Below are 22,211 nucleotides of genomic sequence, written 5' to 3' on the forward strand. Positions count from 1 at the left end.
CCGAAACTATGGCAACAATTAAACCGTTTCGTGGAATTCGTCCACCGAAAGAATTGGTAGAACAAGTGGAGAGCCGTCCCTATGATGTGCTTGATAGTGATGAGGCACGTGCCGAAGCTGGCGACAATGAGAAAAGCCTCTACCACATCATCAAACCAGAGATAGACTTCCCTGTGGGTACTAGCGAGTACGATCCTAAAGTCTATGAGAAGGCTGCTGAGAATTTCCAAAAGTTCCAGGACAAAGGCTGGCTGGTACAGGATGAACAGGAACATTACTATATCTATGCCCAGACTATGCAGGGAAAAACTCAGTATGGACTGGTGGTTGGCGCTTATGTTGATGACTATATGCAGGGACGCATCAAGAAACATGAGCTTACTCGTCGTGACAAGGAAGAGGACCGTATGAAACACGTACGTGTGAACAATGCTAATATTGAACCGGTATTCTTCGCTTATCCCGACAATAAAGTGCTTGATACGCTCATTATGCGCTATGCTGCCACCAAGCCTGAATACGATTTCATAGCTCCTATCGATGGATTCCGTCATCAGTTCTGGGTGATCAGCGACCAGCAGGATATTGATACCATTACCAAAGAATTTGGAAAGATGCCCACCATGTATATTGCTGATGGTCACCACCGTTCGGCTGCTGCCGCTCTGGTAGGAGCCGAAAAGCAGAAACAGAACCCTCATCACACGGGCAATGAAGAGTACAACTACTTTATGGCTGTTTGTTTCCAGGCTTCTCAGCTTACTATTCTCGATTACAACCGTGTGGTGAAAGACCTCAATGGCCTCTCTTCAGAAGAGTTCCTTGCTGCCTTGCAGGTGAATTTCATCGTAGAAGATAAGGGTACCGAAATATATAAGCCACAGCAGTTGCATGAGTTCTCACTCTATCTCGACCAGCACTGGTTTAGTTTGAAAGCTAAGGAAGGAACATACGACAATAGTGATCCTATCGGAGTACTCGATGTAGATATCAGTAGCCGACTCATTCTCGACGAGATTCTTGGTATTAAAGACCTGCGTTCCGACAAGCGTATAGACTTTGTTGGCGGACTCCGCGGACTTGGAGAACTGAAGCGCCGTGTTGACAATGGAGAGATGCGTATGGCGCTGGCTCTCTATCCTGTGAGCATGCAGCAGATTATGGATATTGCCGACAGCGGCAAGATTATGCCTCCAAAGGCTACATGGTTTGAACCTAAACTGCGTTCTGGTCTGGTGATTCATAAATTGGATTAATGACCGACGAATTTAAGACAATAAAAGGAATAAGCGAAGGATTTTACTCTGAAAAACGGAGTAAATTCCTCGCTTTTGCACATCATGTAGAAACACTTGATGAGATAAAAGCCTTGTTGGCTGATTATCGGAAAAAGTACTATGATGCACGTCATGTGTGCTATGCCTATATGCTGGGACCTGAGCGCACAGACTTCCGTGCCAATGATGACGGTGAACCTTCCTCTACTGCAGGCAAACCAATATTAGGTCAAATAAATAGTAACGAACTGACTGATATTCTGATAGTTGTGGTTCGATATTACGGAGGTGTGAACCTTGGAACGAGTGGACTGATTGTGGCCTATCGTGAGGCTTCTGCTGATGCTCTATCCCATGCAGAAATGGAAGTGAGACAGGTGGAGGAAACCATCGTTTTCGACTTCCCATACGTGATGATGAATGATGTAATGCGTATTGTAAAAGAGATGCAGCCACGCATCGTCAGTCAGACCTATGACAATACTTGTCAGATTACACTCAGTATCCGGAAGTCGGAAGCTGAAATTTTACGGTCAAAATTGGCGAAACTGTCGTTTGGTAACTCTTAATTTTCAAATTTATTTTTAATAACTTTTACCTCCCAATTTTTCAATTCTCAAGATGGATAAAGTAGGAAAATACGAATTTTTAGCTGAACCTTTTCATTGTGATTTCTCTGGAAAACTGTTTATGGGCCATCTGGGAAATCATATGTTGAATGCTGCCGATTTCCATTCTACTGACCGTGGATTCGGTATGAAATATCTGATGACCATTCAGCGTTCATGGGTTCTTTCTCGTTTGGCTATCGAGATGGACGAGATGCCGTCGCAATATACAAAGTTCAATGTTGAGACCTGGGTTGAAGGAGCAATGCGTTTCTTCACCAACCGTAACTTCCGGGTAGTTGGCACAACTCCTGAAGGAAATGAGAAAGTATATGGTTACGGTCGCAGTGTTTGGGCAATGATCGACACAGAGAGTCGCCAGCCTACTGATATTCTCTCCATTCACGATGGCGCTATCAATCAATGGATTGAAAAGGAAAAAGAATGTCCTATTGAAAAGGGTGGACGGGTAAAAATGTCGGATGATGCAGAGTTTGTCAGCACTATTGATACCCACTATAATGATGTAGATATCAACGGTCACATCAACTCTGTGAAATATATCGAGCACGTTCTCGACCTGTGGTCTCTCTCATGGTATAAGGAACATCGGCTGAAACGTTTTGAAATTGCCTATGTGGCTGAAGCTCATGAAGGTGATCAGCTTTCGTTCTATCGTGAACAGACAGGTGAGGGCGAATACTGCGTTCGCATCGTTAGAAGCGATGGTACTGAGACCTGCCGCAGTAAACTCCTCTTTGTCTGAATCTGTTATGATTGCCTGAGTCTATGATATTCCTCTCTTTCTGAGTCTATGCATAGGAGTGCATGCCTCCCAGGATATAGTTCACTCCGAAATAGGTCATCAGAATGGTGAGGAAGGCCAGCGTAACGTAAATGTGGTAGGCCAGAGGCTTACGGAATACAGGCAGCGACTGCGTGTGTACGACTACTGCATAGACCATAAAGGTGATGAGTGCCCATACTTCTTTCGGGTCCCACGACCAATAGGTGCCCCATGATATGTTGGCCCAAATAGCTCCAATGAATATTCCCAGTCCTAATGTGGTGAGGGCAGGGTAGAGGAACACTCTGCTAAGCATGCCAAGAGCAGCAATAGTTTCATCACCACCTTTTTTGAACAATCGAAGACCGAGGGCTGTAAGACCACAGAAGAAGGTTAAGCTCAATAAAGCGAACGACATCATGATAATACTTACATGAATGGTCAGGAGGGGCGAATTCAGTACTGGCATCAGTCGGCCTATTTGCGGATCCATCTGTGAGATGTGACTCACCAATAGGAAGAACCCTGATAATAGGAATCCGAACGTGAGCAAAATTCTGAAACGATGATAAAGTAACAATGTAATCAACTGAATGAACCATGCCATCAGCAACATCGTTTCATAGCCATTCGACATGGGAATAGTGCCGCTTACAATCCATCGGAGCGTCTCGCAATATGTTAACGCTATGAAGGAACACATCAACAGTCCATATAATGGCAGAAGAAACCAGTCTGTTCTTTTTGAGCTTTCTTGTTGTCTGTCAGTTTCCTTTTCCTGTCTTGCCATTCTGAAGATGAAAATACCCAGCGATATGAATCCGAGGGTAAGGTTTATCATGAAAAGAATGGTGGCAAAAGGAATCGCATTGTATAAATGCTCTACCTTCGTTACTGTAGATGAAGGAAGTGTGAGTCCGCCATTTTTCTGTTGGTGACGTTCCATCAGGTCAATATAGTTGTCAACCTCTTCGAAATTTCCTTCTCTCACTTCACTGTATATCAGTGTGAATATCTCATTAATGTACTTGCGTTCATCTTCCGATACACTTACCGTATCAATATTGTCAATGGGTGAATACCAAGTTGTTTCTCCTTGTTGGTCGGTACAGGGAAATAATTTCAAAGGCTTACCTTGTCGAAGGTCCATCACCATCATCAACTGATCATCTACCTTGGCCACCTGTTTATGGAAACCATCGTGCTGACCGCCGCGATAGTACTCTTGCACATAGGGGCCCAGCACATAGCCGACCCCTGGAGTGAAGAACTGATTCACAGAACAATAGTCGGGTAACTGACGGGCATCTTTCAGTTCACCGCTTTTGATACGTACAATTGGTTCCTGACTCCATTCATCTCCATAGAAGATAAAGCCTGTGAGTACTTGGAGGGCTGTATATTTGCCGTAGTGACGCTTACCATAGAGTTTCTTGGTAAAGTCAAGTGCATAGGTCTCTACAGGACAAATACGATTGTTGTAGAGCATCTGTAATTGTCCGAAGTGTTCAGCTGTTTCTTTCGGCAATACGTGAAGCTCTTCTGTTATTTCATTCTTTGTTTGTGTTGTGTCGTTTATCGCCTGCATGTTTCCATTCATTCCAAAAAGCATGATGAGAATGAAGGCCCCTTTCTTTAGCAGGGGTGAGCGAAGCACTTGGTGATACTGACCTTTGGGATCGATGAGCATCCATACCAGTGCAAGGAACAGCAAGGCATAGCCCGTATAGGTGACGGGAATCCCCCACGGGTCGCTGTTCACGCTGAGCACAGTACCACGTCCGTCATCATCGTACGAAGCCTGATAAAGACGTACGCCGTTTTGTGAACAGATATTGTTCATGGATACAGTTACACTCCGATTCAGCCCTTCGGCGTTGGTTAATAGTAGGTGCGACTCATAGTCGGCAGCTGCTGTTGTTCCCTTGTGATAGATAACATTAAAACTATCCAGCGTAAGTGTGAAGGGTAATTTGTGCAGGTGTCCGTCTTGTGTCATGTACTGTGAGGTCTGTTCACCTACTCGCACATGTAGGGCACCTTGTCGTGCAGATACATGGGTGAGAAAAGCACCAAACAGAATGAACACAAATGAAAGGTGGAGTACAACAACAAACAGTTTGCTCACCTTTTGTTTTAGAAAATAAACGATGGCAACTGCCGTCAGCAGCGCCCATAATACAGTGAACCACCATTCGTCGTACAGACGGAAACCATTAGCATGTTCAACGAATGTGGCGATGGCCATCACGACCACCACCACACAGTATAAGATAATTGTTGCTTTCTTTAGCATTTTTTATTCAGAAACTCAAGAGTTCATATTTTGGAATTCTTGACTATAGTAACGATCTTTTTTGCTCATTATTGTTAGATAGCCCGGAGGAACTTCACAATGGCGTCTCTATCAGCCTTGGGCAGATTGTAGAACTTCTCTGTTGGACGATAGGCATGTGAGTCTTTAGAATAGCCATGCCACATGATTGCCTCAATCTCATTACGAGCACGACAGTCGTGCAGACGGTCTTCTGCTCCTGTCAGTACCTGTGACAAACCGCGGCCCCAGAGTGGGGTAGTACGGCACCATCCTGTACGAATGTCGTTCTTCATGTACAGTTTGTGCTGAACCATGTCGGTATAAGGCCAGATGGTCTGGTTAGGATATTGAGGCAGCAATTTTGAGTAGTTGCCATCTTTGGCCAGACCCTTGCTGTCGGCATAGGCTTTGATGCAGGCATCCACCCACATCTTGTCGTCGCCAGTCTTCCATGAAGGACGGTGACAGTTTGTGCATCCGATCTGTGCGAACAGTTCCTTACCGCGCATCACATCCTTATCGTTCAGGTTACGAGCTGCTGGTACAGCTAAACCGCGATGCCAAACCATAAAGTCGTAATAATCTTCATCACCCATTTCTTCCTTTCCGTTATAAGGCATTCCCTTGAACAGGTATTTGTCGAATGTCTCTTTCTTGGCAATTGATGAGATGCTCAGAATATCATTCACGCGTTCTGAAATGTTCTCTTTCTTGCCATCAGCATAGAAGGGGTGCAGCAAACTGTTCTCGTCGGCACCGTGTTCCTGAATATAGCTGATCACTTCTTCATCTTCGCTCTGTGCCTTTGCCCATGCAGTCGTTGTATAGAGGAAGTGACGGTCGCTACGGGTTACGTTAGTGATGTTCCATATAGCGTTAGCACCAGGACCGTCCTGCAGTGAACCACGAGTCATGGCATAGGTGAACTTCTTCACAGGACCATGGTCACCGTGGAATGTTCCTAAATCGTTGTAGTTTGCTTTGTAGTAGGCAGATGCAGCGAAGTCATCAGCTTCCTTGTCCCACATAGCAGGGTTCAGTTCGGCGTGTTTTGCCTCCTTGCGATACTGCTCGCGCATATCATCATCGGTAATAGCGTCAAGCAAACCAGTTCCGTAGATGCCTATGGTCGATTCAAGACGTACTTCGTAATCCTCTGGTTTAGGATTGGTATTGAACGCAGTCTGTGGAATCACTACCTCAGGATAGATCAGCTCGTATTCCTCACCATCGGGGAATTGAAGGGCTAATCCACTTTCCATCTCAGTAACCTTCTTCCACTGAATATCGATAAGACTTTCATCGATAGGAGCTTTGAAAGGTGACATGGCCTGTGTTTGAGGCATACCTGTTACCTCGGTGATATAGCCATTGGTTGCAGGATGATAGATAACAAGAAGGTAGCCATTGCCAATGTCGTTGGCACGATAACGGTCCTGACGTTTGCCATGACCATAGCCTGGATGACAATGGAAGCAGCTTGAACGTACCCATGCAGGTCCAAGTCCCTTACGAGGTTCGGTGTTCAGCGTGTACATGTGCTCGAAGAAATCCTCACCGTGAGTGAAGTGGGCCTCACCATCGTTGAGTACTTCAACAGCAGGCGAGAAGGCTGAGTAACTACGATTTCTCGTTGTACCCAGCTGTCCGCCTGGATACCACTCGTCGGCTGAGAATACATCGTTTGCCTTACCGAAGGCTTCCTCTTTCTCTGCCAAATTATAAGGATATTCCTTTTCTGTTGTCTGTCCTTCATCGTCGTCCTGACATGATGTCAAGAGGGGCGCAGTGATTGCTAAAAGAGCAAAGAGATTAATTTTTAATTCTTTCATATAGTATTCGTTTTGAGTAATTTTATTCTGGGATTTCGCTTACAGGAGTGTCCTCGAAGCTGACCTTCCAAAGAGTGCTCACGTACTTCACGAATGGAGCTGGCATAGCACCAATCTTCTCAATACCGTTTCTGATTGCATTCTCAACAGCCTCACCGGTTTTTGCATCGTTTTTGGCAAACCAGCTGTGCAGACTGTAGTTGGCATTGCCACTTGCACCGTTAACATTGCCATACCATACATTTTCGATAGAGCGGATATTGTTCTGGAAGTCTGTGATAGAATTATAGCTATAAGGAGACTCTACGTAGAAGATGAGACCCGACTTGAAGGGGTGTCCAATCTTACCGCCGCCTACCTCATTGGCAATTGCTGCAGCACTACCTTCATCGCTGTTCAACACCTGATCGATAGCTTCCTCCAGTTCGCTGAAAGTGCTACGTGTATTGCCGGCATTCTTCATGTTCCAACCGTAGCTCTGTCCTTTGTTGGTCTGGTATGCCAATTCTGCATTTTTTACAGCAGCCAAGCGCTGGGCATTGGGGTCCTCGCTCCAGGCTACTTCCAGGTTGTAACAATACAACACCAACTTTTCGGCCACGTCGTTAGCATATTTCAGCTCCTCGGCACCCTTAACATCCGTAAATCCTTTGTAGGTGTCAAGACCTTTGAACTCTTCCACTTTACGCGGTTCGCCGTTGCGGAACAACACAAACTCAAGAGCGTGGAATCCGAGAATACTGCAATCTTCAAGTGCTTCCTCGCTATAGCTGCCAGTAGCAAAATAGCTGTGCAGCAAATCACGGTTCAGAGGCCATGAGTCAATTGCCGGGTCGATGGAGAAATCCTGAGCGGCACCTCCTAAGAAAGCCTCACTCTTCTCCCACCATGCGCGAGCTTCCTTGAAAGCCTCGCAGGCATCGTTGATGTTCTGTTGCTGAATCTGATCAACCGACAAGTCGCCAAGTGCCTTTTGCAGTTTCTCAGCAGCATTGGCAAGATTAGTATAGGTAGGCACAATCACATTGTCAACATTGTTGGCTAATGCCTTGTTCAACTCATCTTTTTGCTCGTTGGTCAAAGCACTCTTCTCAATAGCCTTCATGGCAACTCCCAACTGTGCAATGATATCATCGCAGGCCTTCATTGCTTCGGTGCCGTATGAGGCATCACTAAACTTTGAAGTCTGGTCTACTTTGCCGTTGTTGTCGTTGTTGTCATCATCGTTGCTGCACGATGTAAAACCAAAGCTTAATGCGCCTGTTACGGCAAACATCATAGCGAATTTGAAAATTTTCTTCATAAACCAAATTTTGTTTTTTTTATTAGGGTATTAAATTAAACAATGATTTCTATTATTCAGTTTCGTTCATTTTTTCGAAGAGGATTACTTAAAGAAAGAATCCTTCGTAAGCCACACCGATATTGATGCTTGGCTCATCGTTGTACGGGGTCTTCATAAATCGTTTCGAGAACTCACCTTTCACCACAACCTGCTTTAGAGGGTAGTAGTTCAAACCTACGGCCATTCGCTGTACTTTTGTGTAGTCGTAGCTGTTAGCGCCCATCTGGGATGCATATGGATCGTACTGCTCGTAGCGTCCGAAAATAAACAGTTTCTGATTCTGTTTTCTGGTTGCTTCAATCTGTGAGAAGATGTCGTAACCTGCCTCAATACCAATGGCATAGGCATTACTGCTTACGTTACGCATTGAACTGCTGTGATGGAAAGGTGAACCTTTCGTCTTGCGGTTGTACATATCAGCCAGTTGGGCTGCATCGCCTAAATGACCATAGTCTGCCTGTCCGCGAACAATCCAGTTGAACCGCTTGAAAGTAAAGTCGAGTGAACCAATAGCAACTGCTCCTTTATAAGTGGCGGTAGCTCCTTCGGCTTCATTGGGACTTGAGTTGCCGATGCTATGACCATAATAGCCACTCATACCGATGCGCAGTCCTGGAATGGAATAGTTGTCCAATCGGCCTGCTACTGCATATTTGTTGGCCACCTCGTATTCTGTAGGCGATGCTGAACCTTTCTTAATCCAATTAGAACGGGTAAACTGGTCGCTGTTCAGTCCTGCCAGCATTTGTACCTCATAGCGGAAGTTCTTGGTACGTCCCCAGAAAGAAACACCTGTTTGATGCCAGGTGCAGGGCATAATGGTATTTTCTCCTTCAGGACGATAAACGGTAAAGAACTGAAGAGGTTCGTGGTGGGCGTTTGTCAGACCCACAGGTACAACAATATGACCAGCCTTAATATTTGCCCAATTGGCAAAAGATTTCTGAATCCAGAACTGCTCCAGTTCTACTTCTCCGCCTTTTTCCGTTTCCTGTTCCCATTCGCCAAACTCGTCGGCTTCCAGTTCGGCTGCACCACCGCTGCCTCCGTGTTCGAACTCTATTTCTGTTCCCATTTTCCATCCTTTACCAAAATCATAGCTCAGATAAATAACAGCATGGGGAATATCGAAACGACCGTGTGCGGGATCGTTCTTGTGCTTTTCTGGCTGACTGTAACGGAACTCGTTGTCGCTATAGAAATTGCGTGAGAGTGCAACCTCACCATATCCACCCACACTAAGGCGGTTTCCCATGGCGTGATTCATCACGCTATCACCTGCATTCTCTTGCGCTGTAGTGGTTATGGTGCCCATCATCAGGGCAGGAATAATTAGCCCAAAAACAGTATTCTTCATCTTTTTTATTTGATAAATTGTTATGTTGTTCCTTTTTCGAGTGCAAAAGTAGTTAAAATATGAAAAGTCCACAATACCTACATTTTATGAAATATTCCATATGTTTCTAAGTTTTTATCACAAAAGATTGTTAATTTAGGGCGATAGGCATATAGTAGTAGTAGTTTTTTACTATCTTTGTAGCAAAATTGAATATAATTACTAATAACTATGTTGAAATTACTTTTGCTAACATTTGCATGCATGGCTTCCGTTGAAGCGATGTCTGCGCCCAAAGAAAAAACTCCTGTTTGGAAAGACCCTTACGTTAATCAAGTTAATCGCGAATCGCGCCGGGCTAATTTCTTCGCTTTTGAGAATGCTGAGCTGACTAAGGCAAACGATAAATCAAAATCAAGCCGCTTTATGTCGATGGAAGGCAAGTGGCGTTTCAATTTTGTAAAAGACCACAATTTGGCTCCCAAAGATTTCTTTTCGTTGAAGTTTGATGACAAGGACTGGGTGGACTTCCCAGTACCCGGACTCTTCGAGATTGAAGGATATGGTGATAAGATATATAAGAATGTAGGCTATTCGTGGGCTACTACTTTTGAGAGTGATCCACCTTACATTGGCGAAATTAATAACTACACAGGTTCATATCGTCGTACGTTCACGCTGCCACAGGACTGGAACGGACAAGATGTTTTCTTTCACGTAGGCTCTGCTACCAGCAATCTGTCGGTATGGGTCAATGGCAAGTTCGTTGGCTATTCTGAAGATTCGAAGGTTGCTGCTGAGTTTAATATCACTAAGTTCTTAAAGAAAGGTGAGAACCTTATTGCAATGCAGGTGATGCGCTGGTGTGATGGCTCTTATTTGGAGGATCAGGACTTCTGGCGCTTTACTGGTATTGCTCGTGAGGTTTATCTCTATGCTCGTCCGAAAGTTCATATCAAGGATATTACCGTATCTGGGGACTGGGATAGCGAGAAGAAACTGGGTGCCATAGATTATACAATAGATGTAGCAAATCCATCAGGTATTAATCTGGAGGTGTCGCTAATGAAACCTAATGGGGAAATAATCTTCCAACATGACGGTCATAAATGGCCTTATTATAAGCACGAGAATTTCATCCTGAACTATAATGATGTGGAACCTTGGTCGGCAGAAACGCCGCGACTGTATGATTTCTGTGTGACGCTGAAGAAGAACGGTAAGGTATTGGAAGTAGTGAAGCAGCGCATCGGTTTCCGTCGTGTCGAAATCAAGAACTCTCAGTTGCTCGTCAATGGCCAGCCTATATTAATAAAAGGTGCCGACCGTCACGAACTTGATCCTGATGGTGGTTATATCGTTTCGATGGACCGTATGATTCAGGACATCAAAATTATGAAGCAACTGAACATTAACGCTGTCCGTACTTGCCATTATCCGGACGATCCCCGCTGGTATGACCTCTGCGATGAGTATGGTCTATATGTTACCGCTGAAGCTAACCTTGAAAGTCATGGAATGGGCTATGGCGAAAAGACCCTTGCCAAGAACAAAGACTTCGAGAAGATGCATCTGGAGCGTAATCAAGGCAACGTGCTCACCTTGCGCAATCATCCATCAATCATCGTTTGGTCATTAGGCAACGAGGCTGGCTATGGTCCTAATTTCGAGAAAGCTTACGACTGGGTGAAAGCTACTGATGCCACCCGTCCCTGTCAGTATGAACAGGCCGGACAGAATGGTAAGACAGACATTTTCTGTCCTATGTATTATGATTACAATGGTTGCGAGAAATATTCTCAGAACGATAATCCCCGTCCTCTTATTCAGTGTGAATATGCACATGCAATGGGCAACTCAATGGGTGGTTTCAAAGAATATTGGGACCTCATTCGTAAGTTCCCCAAGTATCAGGGCGGCTATATCTGGGATTTTGTTGATCAGGGCATGCGCGACAAGAGTCCTATCACTGGCCGCACAATCTTTACTTACGGTGGTGACTATGGTAAGTATCCTGCTTCCGACTATAACTTCAACTGTAATGGTATCATCGCTCCCGACCGTCGTCTGAATCCCCATGCTTATGAAGTGGGCTATTACTATCAGAATGTATGGCTGAAGGATGTTGACTTGAAGAACGGTAAGTTGGAAGTTTATAATGAGAACTTCTTCAAGACACTCGACGACCTTGAAATGATGTGTATGTTGGTTCTTGGTGGCGAGAAGAACAATGTCTATGTAGTGAAGGAATTTAATGATTTCAATAATATAGCACCTCAGAGCCGAAAACTAATTGAGTCGCCCTCTTTGAAAAAGGCGATTGCCGAATACACAGCCAAATATCCTGATCGCGAAATTGTAGCTAATTTCTTCTTCCGTGCACATAATGCCCAGCCTCTTATTGAAAAAGGGCAGATTATGGCCAAGCAGCAGTTCATCATTCAGGGCTATAAGTATCCTGATTTGAATGCAACAGCTAACGCTCAATCTACATCTCTCAATTCTCAAATACAGAAAGAAGAGACCAACAGCTATGTGAAACTCTCGGCTGCTGGTACCGACCTCTATATAGGTAAGTGGACGGGTTGGATTGACTATATCACTGTTGATGGCAAGGAGATGTTGCAGAACCGTGCAAGCGTTCTGCCAGAATTCTGGCGTGCACCTACCGATAATGACTATGGTGCAAGTCTGCAGCGTAATTTCCGTACTTGGCACAATCCTAATATGAAGCTTCAGGAAGTTACCTGCGTAAGCAATAATTCCGTAGTCGCTAAGTTCGATATGAAAGACCAGCATGCCCAGCTCACCATGACCTATACCCTTACTCCTGAGGGTGAGGTGATTGTTCGTGAACAACTTTCTACTGAGAAAGATGCCAATGTGGCAGAATTGTTCCGCTTCGGTATGCAGTTGCAGATGCCTAAACAATATAATAAGGTGCGCTACTATGGTCGTGGACCTGCCGAAAACTATATTGACCGCAACAACTCTGAGTTTATCGGCCGTTACGAGAACAAGGTTCGCAAGGAGTATTTCGATTATATTCGTCCGCAGGAGTCTGGCAACCATACTGATGTACGTTGGTTCCAGGTTATCGATAAGTCGGGCACGGGCCTCTGCTTCTACTCAAACGCTCCGATGGAAGCATCTGCTCTGCCTTATAGTACAGATATGCTCGATGATGGACCTCATAAAGACAAAGCGTGGGGACGCCATTCTGGTGATCTCGTTGCTCCAGGACAGACTTTCGTTCACATTCAGAAGCGTCAAATCGGACTGGCTTGCGTTAACTCATGGGGCGCTTGGCCTCGCAAGGAATATCGTATGCCTTATCAGGACTACGACTTTACCTTTGCTATCAAGCCCTTGCGCAAATAATTCCTTTCCATTTTTACCGCAGAGTGCCATGCGTACTCTGTGGTAAGAATTATACTATGCTATGTTTGACAATACCTTTATACTAACATAATAATAACATTTTATTTGATAATTATGGCAAACAGAGAAAAACTCTTTACCGAGTTCGCGTCGCCTTCCACCCAGGAGTGGTTGGATAAGATTGAGGTTGACTTGAAAGGGGCCGACTTCCAGAAGCGCTTGGTATGGAGAACAAACGAAGGCTTTAATGTACAGCCTTTCTATCGCCGTGAAGATTTGGCGAATTTAAAAACACCTGATTCTCTTCCTGGAGAGTTCCCCTTTGTTCGAGGAAATAATAAAGATTCTAACCAATGGTATATTCGTCAGAATATTGAAGCTAGTGATCCGAAGGCTGCTAATGCTAAGGCTCTCGATATTCTGAACAAAGGTGTAGATTCGCTTGGATTCCATATTCCCGGAAAGTTGGTGTCGATGGATACTGTTGAGACTTTGCTCAACGGCATCTATTGTGACTGTGTAGAGGTGAACTTCTCTACATGCCAGCGTCACTCACTCGAACTTGCTGAGATTCTTAAGACCTACTGGCAGAAGAAAGGCTACGATAAAGAGAGAATCGTAGGCTCTATTGAGTGGGACCCAATGAAAAAAATGGTGCTCAAAGGTAAGGATGTTACTGGTGTATTGGCCTTTGCTCCAAAGTTGGCCGAGTCGTTTAAAGACTATCCCAACTTCCGTGGTATCACTGTACACAGTGATGCATTGAACAATGCAGGTGCCTATATTGTGCAGGAATTAGGGTATGCGTTGGCCTGGGGTAATGAATATTTACAGTCGCTTACCGATGCAGGCGTTGATGCTTCTTTGGCAGCCAAGAGTCTCAAATTCAATATGGGCATTTCCGAGAACTACTTCATGGAGATTGCCAAGTTCCGTGCTGCCCGTCTTCTCTGGGCTCAGATTGTGAAGCAGTATGAGCCTAAGTGCGACTGTGCTTGTAAGATGATAATCAATGCTACTACCTCTACTTATAATCAGACACTCTTTGATAGCTATGTAAACTTGTTGCGTTCACAGACTGAGGCTATGAGTGCAGCTTTAGGAAGTGTTCATTCAATGGTGGTCACTCCGTTTGATGCCCCATACGAACAGGCTACTGAATTCTCTGAGCGTATAGCCCGAAATCAGCAGTTGTTGCTGAAGGAAGAGAGTCATTTCGGTCAGGTTGTTGATCCAGGTGCCGGTTCTTACTATATTGAGCACCTTACTGATGCTTTGGCTCAAGAGGCCTGGAAGCTATTCTTGAAGGTAGAAGAAGAGGGCGGTTTCTTGGCAGCTATCAAGGCAGGTACCGTTCAGGATGATATCAATGCAACCAATGTTAAACGTCATGGCGATGCTGCAAAACGCAAGGAGTTCATTCTGGGTACCAATCAGTTCCCTAACTTCACTGAGAAAAGTGAGGGTAAAAAGCCCTGCAAGCAGCATTGTGGTTGTGGTGGCGTACACCATAATGGGGAAGAAACCATAGCTTTCAAGTCTATCGAGAGTACTCGACTTGCCGCTGATTTCGAGGATTTACGCATCCATACTGAGGAAACTAAGGTGCCTACAGCTTTCATGCTGACCATTGGTAATCTGGCCATGCGTCAGGCTCGTGCACAATTCTCATGCAACTTCTTGGCCTGTGCTGGTTATAAGGTAATTGATAACCTTGGATTCAAGACTGTTGAAGAGGGTGTTGATGCTGCTTTGGAGGCTAAGGCCGATATCGTAGTTATCTGTTCTTCTGATGATGAGTATGCTGAGTATGCTATCCCTGCATTTAAGTACTTGAATGGTCGCGCCATGTTCGTTGTAGCTGGTGCCCCTGCTTGCATGGAGGATCTTAAAGCCGCTGGCATCGAGAACTTTGTTCACGTGAAGTGCAACGTACTTGAGACTTTGAAAGAATATAATCAGAAACTTGGTATTTAAAGAATAGGAGACTTGAATTATGCGTAAACAGTTTAAAGATATTGATATCTATGCAGGCATCAAGGCTCAAGATGGTGCCAAGTGGATTAAAGATAATGGAATCGTAGAAAACTGGAAGACTCCAGAGCATATCGAGGTTCGCCCAGTTTATACTAAGGAAGACCTCGAAGGAATGGAACACCTCGACTTTACAGCTGGTATTCCTCCTTATCTGCGTGGTCCTTATTCAATGATGTACCCCTTCAAGCCTTGGACTATCCGTCAGTATGCCGGATTCTCTACAGCTGAAGAATCAAATGCATTCTATCGCCGTAATCTGGCATCTGGTCAGAAAGGTCTTTCTGTAGCTTTTGATCTGCCTACACACCGTGGTTACGACCCTGATAACGCTCGTGTTGTGGGCGATGTGGGTAAGGCCGGCGTGTCTATCTGCAACGAAGAGAACATGAAGGTGCTCTTCTCTGGTATTCCTTTGAACAAGATGTCTGTGTCTATGACCATGAATGGTGCCGTGCTTCCTATTCTTGCTTTCTATATTGTGGCAGGTTTGGAGCAGGGCGCTCAGTTGGAAGAGATGGCAGGAACCATTCAGAACGATATTCTGAAGGAATTCATGGTGCGTAACACGTATATCTATCCTCCTGCATTCTCGATGAAGATTATTGCCGATATCTTCGAATACACCTCTCAGAAGATGCCTAAGTTCAATTCTATCTCTATCTCAGGCTATCACATGCAGGAGGCTGGTGCTACCGCTGATATTGAGTTGGCTTACACCCTGGCCGATGGAATGGACTACCTTCGTACGGGTGTCAATGCTGGTATTGATGTGGATGCTTTTGCACCTCGTCTCTCATTCTTCTGGGCTATCGGTATGAACCACTTTATGGAGATTGCCAAGATGCGTGCAGGTCGACTACTGTGGGCAAAGATTGTAAAGAGCTTCGGCGCTAAGAATCCTAAGTCGCTTGCTCTGCGTACCCACTCTCAGACTTCTGGTTGGTCGCTTACCGAGCAGGATCCATTCAACAACGTTGGTCGTACCTGTATCGAGGCTATGGCTGCTGTATTGGGTCATACCCAGTCACTCCATACCAACGCCCTTGATGAGGCTATTGCTCTGCCTACCGACTTCTCGGCTCGTATCGCTCGTAACACGCAGATTTACATCCAGAACGAGACCAAGGTGTGCAAGCAGATTGACCCGTGGGCAGGTTCTTACTATGTGGAGACACTTACCAACGAACTTGTTCATAAAGCTTGGGAACACATTCAGGAGATTGAAAAACTGGGTGGTATGGCAAAGGCTATTGAGACCGGTCTGCCAAAGATGCGTATTGAGGAGGCTGCTGCCCGTACTCAGGCACGTATCGATAGTGGTGTTCAGACTATCGTTGGTACCAACAAGTACCGTTTGGAACACGAGGATCCTATCGACATTCTTGAGGTTGACAACACCGCTGTACGCAAGCAGCAGGAGGAGAACTTGAAGGAGGTGAAGGCCCATCGTGATGAAGCTGCTTGTAAGGCAGCGTTGAAGGCAATCACTGAATGCGTACGTGATTTCAAAGAAGGTCGTAAATCAGAGAACAATCTGCTCGACCTTGCAGTAAAGGCTGCTCAGTTGCGTTGTACACTGGGCGAGATTTCAGATGCCTGCGAGGAAATTGTAGGTCGTTACAAAGCAGTAATCAGAACCATTTCAGGCGTGTATAGTTCAGAATCAAAGAATGACGATCAGTTTGCCGAGGCTTGCCGACTGACCGATGAGTTTGCTAAGAAAGAGGGTCGTCGTCCGCGTATCTTTGTTGCTAAGATGGGACAGGACGGTCACGACCGTGGTGCGAAAGTAGTGGCTACGGGCTATGCCGATTGTGGCTTCGATGTGGATATGGGACCATTGTTCCAAACTCCAGAGGAAGCTGCACGCGAAGCTGTTGAGAACGATGTCCATATCGTTGGCGCTTCGTCGTTGGCTGCCGGTCATAAAACACTTATTCCACAGCTTATCGAGGAACTTCACAAATTAGGCCGCGATGATATCATGGTCATTGCTGGTGGCGTTATTCCTGCTCAGGACTATGATTTCCTCTATAAAGCTGGTGTAGCTGCTATCTTCGGTCCTGGTACTCCAGTGCCTTATTCAGCTGTTACCATGATGAAGATTCTCATGGATAAGGAATAACAAGCGTGCTGATTATTAGGCTCTGCACTCATTGCCGAACCTCCTTACATAAAGGAACGCCACTTCATTATGTGGCGTTCTTTTTTGCTTGTAGTCTTCTATTGTATGGAAAGGTACCGCCTATCATATGGAAAGGTGCCTCCTATCGTATGGATTGGTACTGCCTATCGTATGGATGTCTTTAAATAGTTAATTTAGGGGAATGCCCCTTCAATTGTAGGGCTTTTCCTATCTCAAAAATAAAAGGATTGTCTATCTTTGCAGTCGAAAGTATAATAAAATATTGTATTAACATTTAAAACATTTGTAGAATATGAAAGAAGATCGTTTGATTGCAGCAGCATTAATTGCTTTGGGCATCATCTGCCTGGGGTGGTTCGTAAAAAGTGGTATTGACAATTTTGCCAATAAGGACCGCCACGTAACTGTGAAAGGACTTGCTGAACGTGAGGTGCCAGCCGATAAGGTTACATGGAGTATTGGCACAAAGGTGACTGGCAATGACCTGCCTATGCTCTATGAAAGTATAAACGTACAGACTGCAAAAATCAAGAGGTTCTTGAAAGATAACGGATTGGATGAGAAGGAAATTACCATTAACCCGCCAACCATCAGTGATCTGGAAGCAAGAGAGTGGGGCGATAACAATAAGAATTTCAGATATATCGTTTCTACAACCATCACTGTGGCTACAGGTAAGGTGGAACAGGTGAACAAGGCGATTTTTGAACAGGCTGTACTACTGAAGCAGGGTGTCGCAATCGAAAACAGTAATGCGCAGTATGAATATGCTTCGTTCCAACAAATGAAGCCTGAAATGATGGCAGAGGCAATTAAGAATGCTCAGAAGACTGCCGAGCAGTTTGCAGAAGCAAGCAATGCTGAACTCGGTGGAATACAAACAGCCGGACAGGGACAATTCGAAATTGACGACCGTGATCAGAATACACCATACATCAAGAAACTTCGCGTGGTGACTACGATTACCTATTCATTGAAGAATTAATGGCTTCTCCAACCACGCATTAAACGTGCCTTTTGCAAATATTACAAATATTAAAACGGATTCTTGCTATTTTGTTTAGCAGGAATCCGTTTATCGTTAGGTACTTATTGTACCGTAGTATTTATTCAGCTGAGTCTTCTTTGATATTGGGCAGTTCCAAACCTAGTCCCTTCTTCCGGTCGATGGCTTTCAGAATGAAGCCCAGTACCAATGCGGCAACACCCAAACAGGCCAGCATAACTAGCGGAGCTGTGTAGTCAAGATCGGTAGCGCTGACTGTGCCGGGATTGGTCTTGTCAAGTACCTTGCCAATGAGCAGAGGGAACAACCACAGACCGATGTTCTGAATCCAGAAAATAAGGGCATAGGCAGAACCAATTACTTTAGCATCAACCAGCTTGGGTACTGAAGGCCACAATGAAGCGGGAACCAGTGAGAAGGATGCACCTAACACCAAAATTGTAGTATAAGCAATAATCACACCACCAACTGCACTACCCTTGAACAATGGCAGGATGAACGCAAAGGTGAGATGACAGCCAATGAGCAGCAGCGAACCTAACATCAGCATGCTGACAGCCTTGCCCTTATGGTCAAGATAACTGCCCAGGATGGGAGTTATGAGTACAGCCAGCAAGGGGAACACTGCAAAGATGCTCTCAGCTGTCTGACGCATAAAGCCCATGTAGCAATAGAATACAAGTGAAAGGATTGACAAGCAGAGAAGACCATAGCGGCGTGACTTCACTTTCTGGAAGTTGCTAGCGAATCCGGCAGCAGCTACTACGAGCATGATGACATACTGGAAATAAGTGATATTGTCGCTTGCCCAGAACGAAGTGGGTTCTGGCTGCACCAGTGTGAGGTTGCACTGCAACATGTTCACAGCATACTTCTGGAAGGGGAAGATAGCTGAATAGTAGAGAACGCAAAGCAAAGCAACAATCCAGAAACCACTGTCTGTAAGAATTTTGCCCAAATCGCTGATTTTGAAAGGATCATCCTTCTCTTCAGCTTCACCTGTCTGAGCGTCCAATTTCTGGTCCATTACGAAATATACAATGGTCATAATCAGTGCGATGCACATCAGCACAACGCCGAAGGCCACAGAACGGCTTACAGATATCTCACCACCTAAGCGAGCAAAGAATGGCGAGAAAATCATACAGGTGGCTACACCCAGGCGGGCTAATGCCATCTCTGAACCCATGGCCAGTGCCATTTCGCGGCCTTTGAACCACTTCACGATACCACGACTGACGGTGATACCAGCCATTTCGCAGCCACAACCGAAGATCATGAAACCGCAGGCGGCAAACTTAGCCGAGGCTGGCATGCCCTCATAGAAAGGAGAAACGCCTAGTTCGTCGAATAGAGGAATATAGTTCAGATTGTTGTTGAACCATGTTTCCAAACCGCTTCCAATGAATCCGTCACTTACTGCATACCATTTTACGCAGGCGCCTACAAGCATTACTACAGTTGAAAGGACGGCAGTGAAACGTACGCCCATCTTGTCGAGAATGATACCGGCAAAGATGAGGAAGAAAGCAAAGACGTTGAGGAACACCTCAGACCCCTGCATCGTACCGAATGCAGTAGAATCCCATCCACGGGTCTCCTGCATCAAGTCTTTGATGGGCGAGAGGATATCCATGAAAATGTAGCTGCAAAACATGGCCATAGCCAACAGCAGCAGTGCGGTCCACCGCATAGCGGCAGAGTCACGCAGTGTCTTCTGAATTGTTTGTGACATTTTGTGTATGAATGTTTAATATTTTGATATCGGTTACAAAATTGAATGCAAAGGTACGATTAACTATGCAAAATGCCAAATAAATAAAATAAAAATCGTAACTTTGCACCCATTAAAAAATGTAATATTACACCCATTATGAGATTCAATACGGGATATAATCGTGAAGGCGATTACGACCATTTCAAGGTTACTAAGTCGCAGCCCTTGCTGGAGTTCCTTCTTGAGAACGTGAAGCAAAGCCGTACAAAAATAAAGGCTACTCTCCAAGGACGTGGCATCAAGGTAAATGGAAAGACTGTCTCTCAGTTTGACTTTATGTTGGAACCTGGCATGAAAGTGGCCGTGAGCAAGACTAAGCGCAACCAGCAAGGATTCAAAAGCCGCTATGTGAAGATTGTCTATGAAGACCGTTGGCTGATTGTGGTTGAGAAGAATATTGGTATCTTGTCGATGGCTGCTGGTCATAGCTCGCTGAACGTGAAGAGCGTATTGGACGATTATTTCAAGAAGAGTCGTCAGAAATGTACTGCCCACGTGGTTCACAGATTGGACCGTGATACCAGTGGACTGATGGTCTATGCCAAGGATATTGAGACCGAACAGATTCTGGAACATAACTGGCACGATATCGTTTACGACCGTCGCTATGTGGCAGTGGTAAGCGGAGAGATGGAGCAGGACGAAGGTACTATTCAGAACTGGCTGAAAGACAATAAAGCTTATGTGACCTATTCATCGCCTGTTGACAACGGAGGCAAACTGGCCATCACTCATTTCCATGTGATGGATCGCACCACTGAACATTCGCTGGTAGAGTATAAACTGGAAACTGGACGTAAAAACCAGATTCGTGTTCATTCAGCCGATATGGGGCATCCTGTGTGTGGTGATACCAAGTATGGAAATGGTGACGATCCGCTTCACCGTCTTTGTCTGCATGCCTGGCTGTTGTGTTTTACTCATCCTGTAACAGGCGAACCAATGGAGTTTGAAACACCTGTGCCCACTGCTTTCCGCCAATTGTTTAAGAAGTAGTAATACTCTGTAAGCGTAAGTATGGACAATGTCCAATATTATATTTTTCTGCTTGTAGTCATCATTGTTGGTGCCTACATCATAAAAAAAGTGACCAGCTGTATGATAAAGACTTGTGTTCTTGTCATACTACTGGCCATTTTGGCTTACGCCTATCTGTTCTTGTTGTAGGCTCCTGTCAATCGTTTTTTCAGGATTTGTTCTGATTCATTCCCAATCAGTATTCTGTTTTATCCTCTTTCTCCTGCCACATACGGAAAGCTTCTATGGCTTCCTCGCGTAAGAGAATCTCACTCGGTTTCTGTCTGTCCTGCGGTTTGAGGGGCAGTTCTTCGTAAATGAAATCATCGGCAAAGCCTATGTCGGCTGCATCCTTACGGTCGTTGGCATAATAGATTTTATCGAGTTTGGCCCAATAAATGGCTCCCAAGCACATTGGACAAGGTTCGCACGAAGTGAATATCTCACAACCGGAGAGATCAAAAGTATTCAGTTTTTTGCAAGCTTTTCGTATAGTAGCCACCTCAGCATGGGCTGTCGGGTCGTTATCAATAGTAACACAGTTGGAACCTTCAGCAATGATTTCGCCATTCTTGGCAATCACTGCTCCGAAAGGACCTCCTCCATGACGCACACTGTCCTTAGACAGTTCAATGGCACGTCGCATTAATTCTTTGTTTGTCATAGTGTTTCTTCTTTATAGTAGATTTCAAATTGTTCCTTCAATTTTGGGGTGTCGGCAATAATGTTGCGCAACAGTTGAAGGTTCTTTTCATTTTGAGAACCGGGAATCCATAAGCGTATATAGCCGTTGACAGAATATTTCTGGTCCATGTGTTCCTTGAAACGCTGCCATTGCTGTTCTTGGGTGAGTTCAGGATAGTTGGATAAACCGAACTGAACGGTACGGCGAAGTACAACCTCGGGTGATAGATCTCGGTCTGCCTCGGCAACAATCTTTCCATATATACTGCGTGGAGCATGCGAGGCAGAAGCACGATGATCCTCGATAGCTTCCTTCATCACCTTTAGCTGGTCGGCACTGAACCATCGTTTCAGGCGGGCATCGGCCATGAGAATCTTTCCACCTGTGATATGGTGAATGGCGCGTGGTCCCGACAATCCTAAATCGTGATAGGCTGCAATGGCGTAAGCCATGTTAATATCAGCGCCTGTGGATTTGACTAGGTCGAGCGAACGGCGAATAACACGGGTCACGTGTTCCATATTGTGGGCTTTGTCGAATTGGGCATATTGAGGGAGAATCTGCGTCTCGACAAACTCTACCAAATCCAGACTGGGGGTATTTTTGAGCATATTATTTTTCAGAGTAGATTTTTGCAAATATACGAAGAATTATCTACTT

At 45.1% G+C, this 22,211-nt stretch carries 15 protein-coding genes; 8 read left to right on the forward strand and 7 right to left on the reverse strand.

Annotated elements, in window-relative coordinates; all coding sequences use genetic code 11:
• Window positions 1-8 precede the first annotated feature (8 nt).
• The 3 genes from L6475_RS05500 to L6475_RS05510 are packed head-to-tail and all read left to right on the forward strand — an operon-like array spanning window position 9 to window position 2,651.
• Window positions 9-1,256 (forward strand): DUF1015 domain-containing protein, encoded by a 1,248-nt coding sequence (locus L6475_RS05500; RefSeq protein ID WP_237823361.1) that lies wholly within the window; start codon window positions 9-11, stop codon window positions 1,254-1,256.
• Entirely contained in the window at window positions 1,256-1,846 is a 591-nt protein-coding gene (locus tag L6475_RS05505; protein WP_237823363.1) for a YigZ family protein, read from the forward strand. The genes L6475_RS05500 and L6475_RS05505 overlap by 1 nt, the downstream gene beginning before the upstream one ends.
• 43 nt (window positions 1,847-1,889) lie before the next feature.
• On the forward strand, window positions 1,890-2,651 hold the full coding sequence (locus tag L6475_RS05510; RefSeq protein WP_237824039.1) for an acyl-[acyl-carrier-protein] thioesterase: 762 nt from the start codon (window positions 1,890-1,892) through the stop codon (window positions 2,649-2,651).
• Between the two features lie 46 nt (window positions 2,652-2,697).
• Here L6475_RS05510 and ccsA read toward each other — a convergent pair whose 3' ends face one another.
• From ccsA to L6475_RS05530, 4 genes are all read right to left on the reverse strand, one after another.
• Window positions 2,698-4,968, reverse strand: a complete 2,271-nt coding sequence (gene ccsA / locus L6475_RS05515; protein ID WP_237823366.1) for a cytochrome c biogenesis protein CcsA — start codon at window positions 4,966-4,968, stop codon at window positions 2,698-2,700.
• Window positions 4,969-5,042: 74 nt separating this feature from the next.
• On the reverse strand, window positions 5,043-6,821 hold the full coding sequence (locus L6475_RS05520) for a di-heme oxidoredictase family protein (protein ID WP_237823369.1): 1,779 nt from the start codon (window positions 6,819-6,821) through the stop codon (window positions 5,043-5,045).
• Between the two features lie 22 nt (window positions 6,822-6,843).
• On the reverse strand, window positions 6,844-8,124 hold the full coding sequence (locus L6475_RS05525) for an imelysin family protein (RefSeq protein WP_237823372.1): 1,281 nt from the start codon (window positions 8,122-8,124) through the stop codon (window positions 6,844-6,846).
• A gap of 88 nt (window positions 8,125-8,212) precedes the next feature.
• On the reverse strand, window positions 8,213-9,523 hold the full coding sequence (locus L6475_RS05530; protein ID WP_237823375.1) for a hypothetical protein: 1,311 nt from the start codon (window positions 9,521-9,523) through the stop codon (window positions 8,213-8,215).
• Window positions 9,524-9,733: 210 nt separating this feature from the next.
• On the opposite strand from L6475_RS05530, the gene L6475_RS05535 reads away from it, so the two are divergent.
• The 4 genes from L6475_RS05535 to L6475_RS05550 all read left to right on the forward strand — a co-directional run bounded on the left by L6475_RS05535 (window position 9,734) and on the right by L6475_RS05550 (window position 18,051).
• Entirely contained in the window at window positions 9,734-12,883 is a 3,150-nt protein-coding gene (locus L6475_RS05535; protein WP_237823378.1) for a glycoside hydrolase family 2 TIM barrel-domain containing protein, read from the forward strand.
• 111 nt (window positions 12,884-12,994) lie between these two features.
• Entirely contained in the window at window positions 12,995-14,860 is a 1,866-nt protein-coding gene (gene mutA / locus L6475_RS05540) for a methylmalonyl-CoA mutase small subunit (RefSeq protein ID WP_237824041.1), read from the forward strand.
• Between the two features lie 19 nt (window positions 14,861-14,879).
• A complete protein-coding gene (gene scpA, locus L6475_RS05545; RefSeq protein WP_237823381.1) occupies window positions 14,880-17,045 on the forward strand; it encodes a methylmalonyl-CoA mutase in 2,166 nt (721 codons plus the stop codon).
• A gap of 313 nt (window positions 17,046-17,358) precedes the next feature.
• Entirely contained in the window at window positions 17,359-18,051 is a 693-nt protein-coding gene (locus tag L6475_RS05550; protein WP_237823383.1) for an SIMPL domain-containing protein, read from the forward strand.
• Between the two features lie 121 nt (window positions 18,052-18,172).
• On the opposite strand, the gene L6475_RS05555 is transcribed toward L6475_RS05550, so the two are convergent.
• Window positions 18,173-19,807, reverse strand: coding sequence for a nitrate/nitrite transporter (locus L6475_RS05555; protein ID WP_237823386.1), 1,635 nt, complete (start codon window positions 19,805-19,807; stop codon window positions 18,173-18,175).
• A gap of 138 nt (window positions 19,808-19,945) precedes the next feature.
• On the opposite strand from L6475_RS05555, the gene L6475_RS05560 reads away from it, so the two are divergent.
• Complete coding sequence (locus tag L6475_RS05560; RefSeq protein WP_237823389.1) at window positions 19,946-20,845, forward strand: RluA family pseudouridine synthase; 900 nt, start codon at window positions 19,946-19,948, stop codon at window positions 20,843-20,845.
• Window positions 20,846-21,062: 217 nt separating this feature from the next.
• Here the strand turns inward: L6475_RS05560 and L6475_RS05565 are convergent, their stop codons facing one another.
• A complete protein-coding gene (locus tag L6475_RS05565) occupies window positions 21,063-21,530 on the reverse strand; it encodes a nucleoside deaminase (RefSeq protein WP_237823392.1) in 468 nt (155 codons plus the stop codon).
• Window positions 21,527-22,162, reverse strand: coding sequence for an HD domain-containing protein (locus tag L6475_RS05570; protein WP_237823395.1), 636 nt, complete (start codon window positions 22,160-22,162; stop codon window positions 21,527-21,529). The genes L6475_RS05565 and L6475_RS05570 overlap by 4 nt, the downstream gene beginning before the upstream one ends.
• Between the last annotated feature and the right edge of the window lie 49 nt (window positions 22,163-22,211).

The sequence above is a fragment of the Prevotella sp. E9-3 genome, from assembly GCF_022024015.1.
GTDB lineage: Bacteria > Bacteroidota > Bacteroidia > Bacteroidales > Bacteroidaceae > Prevotella.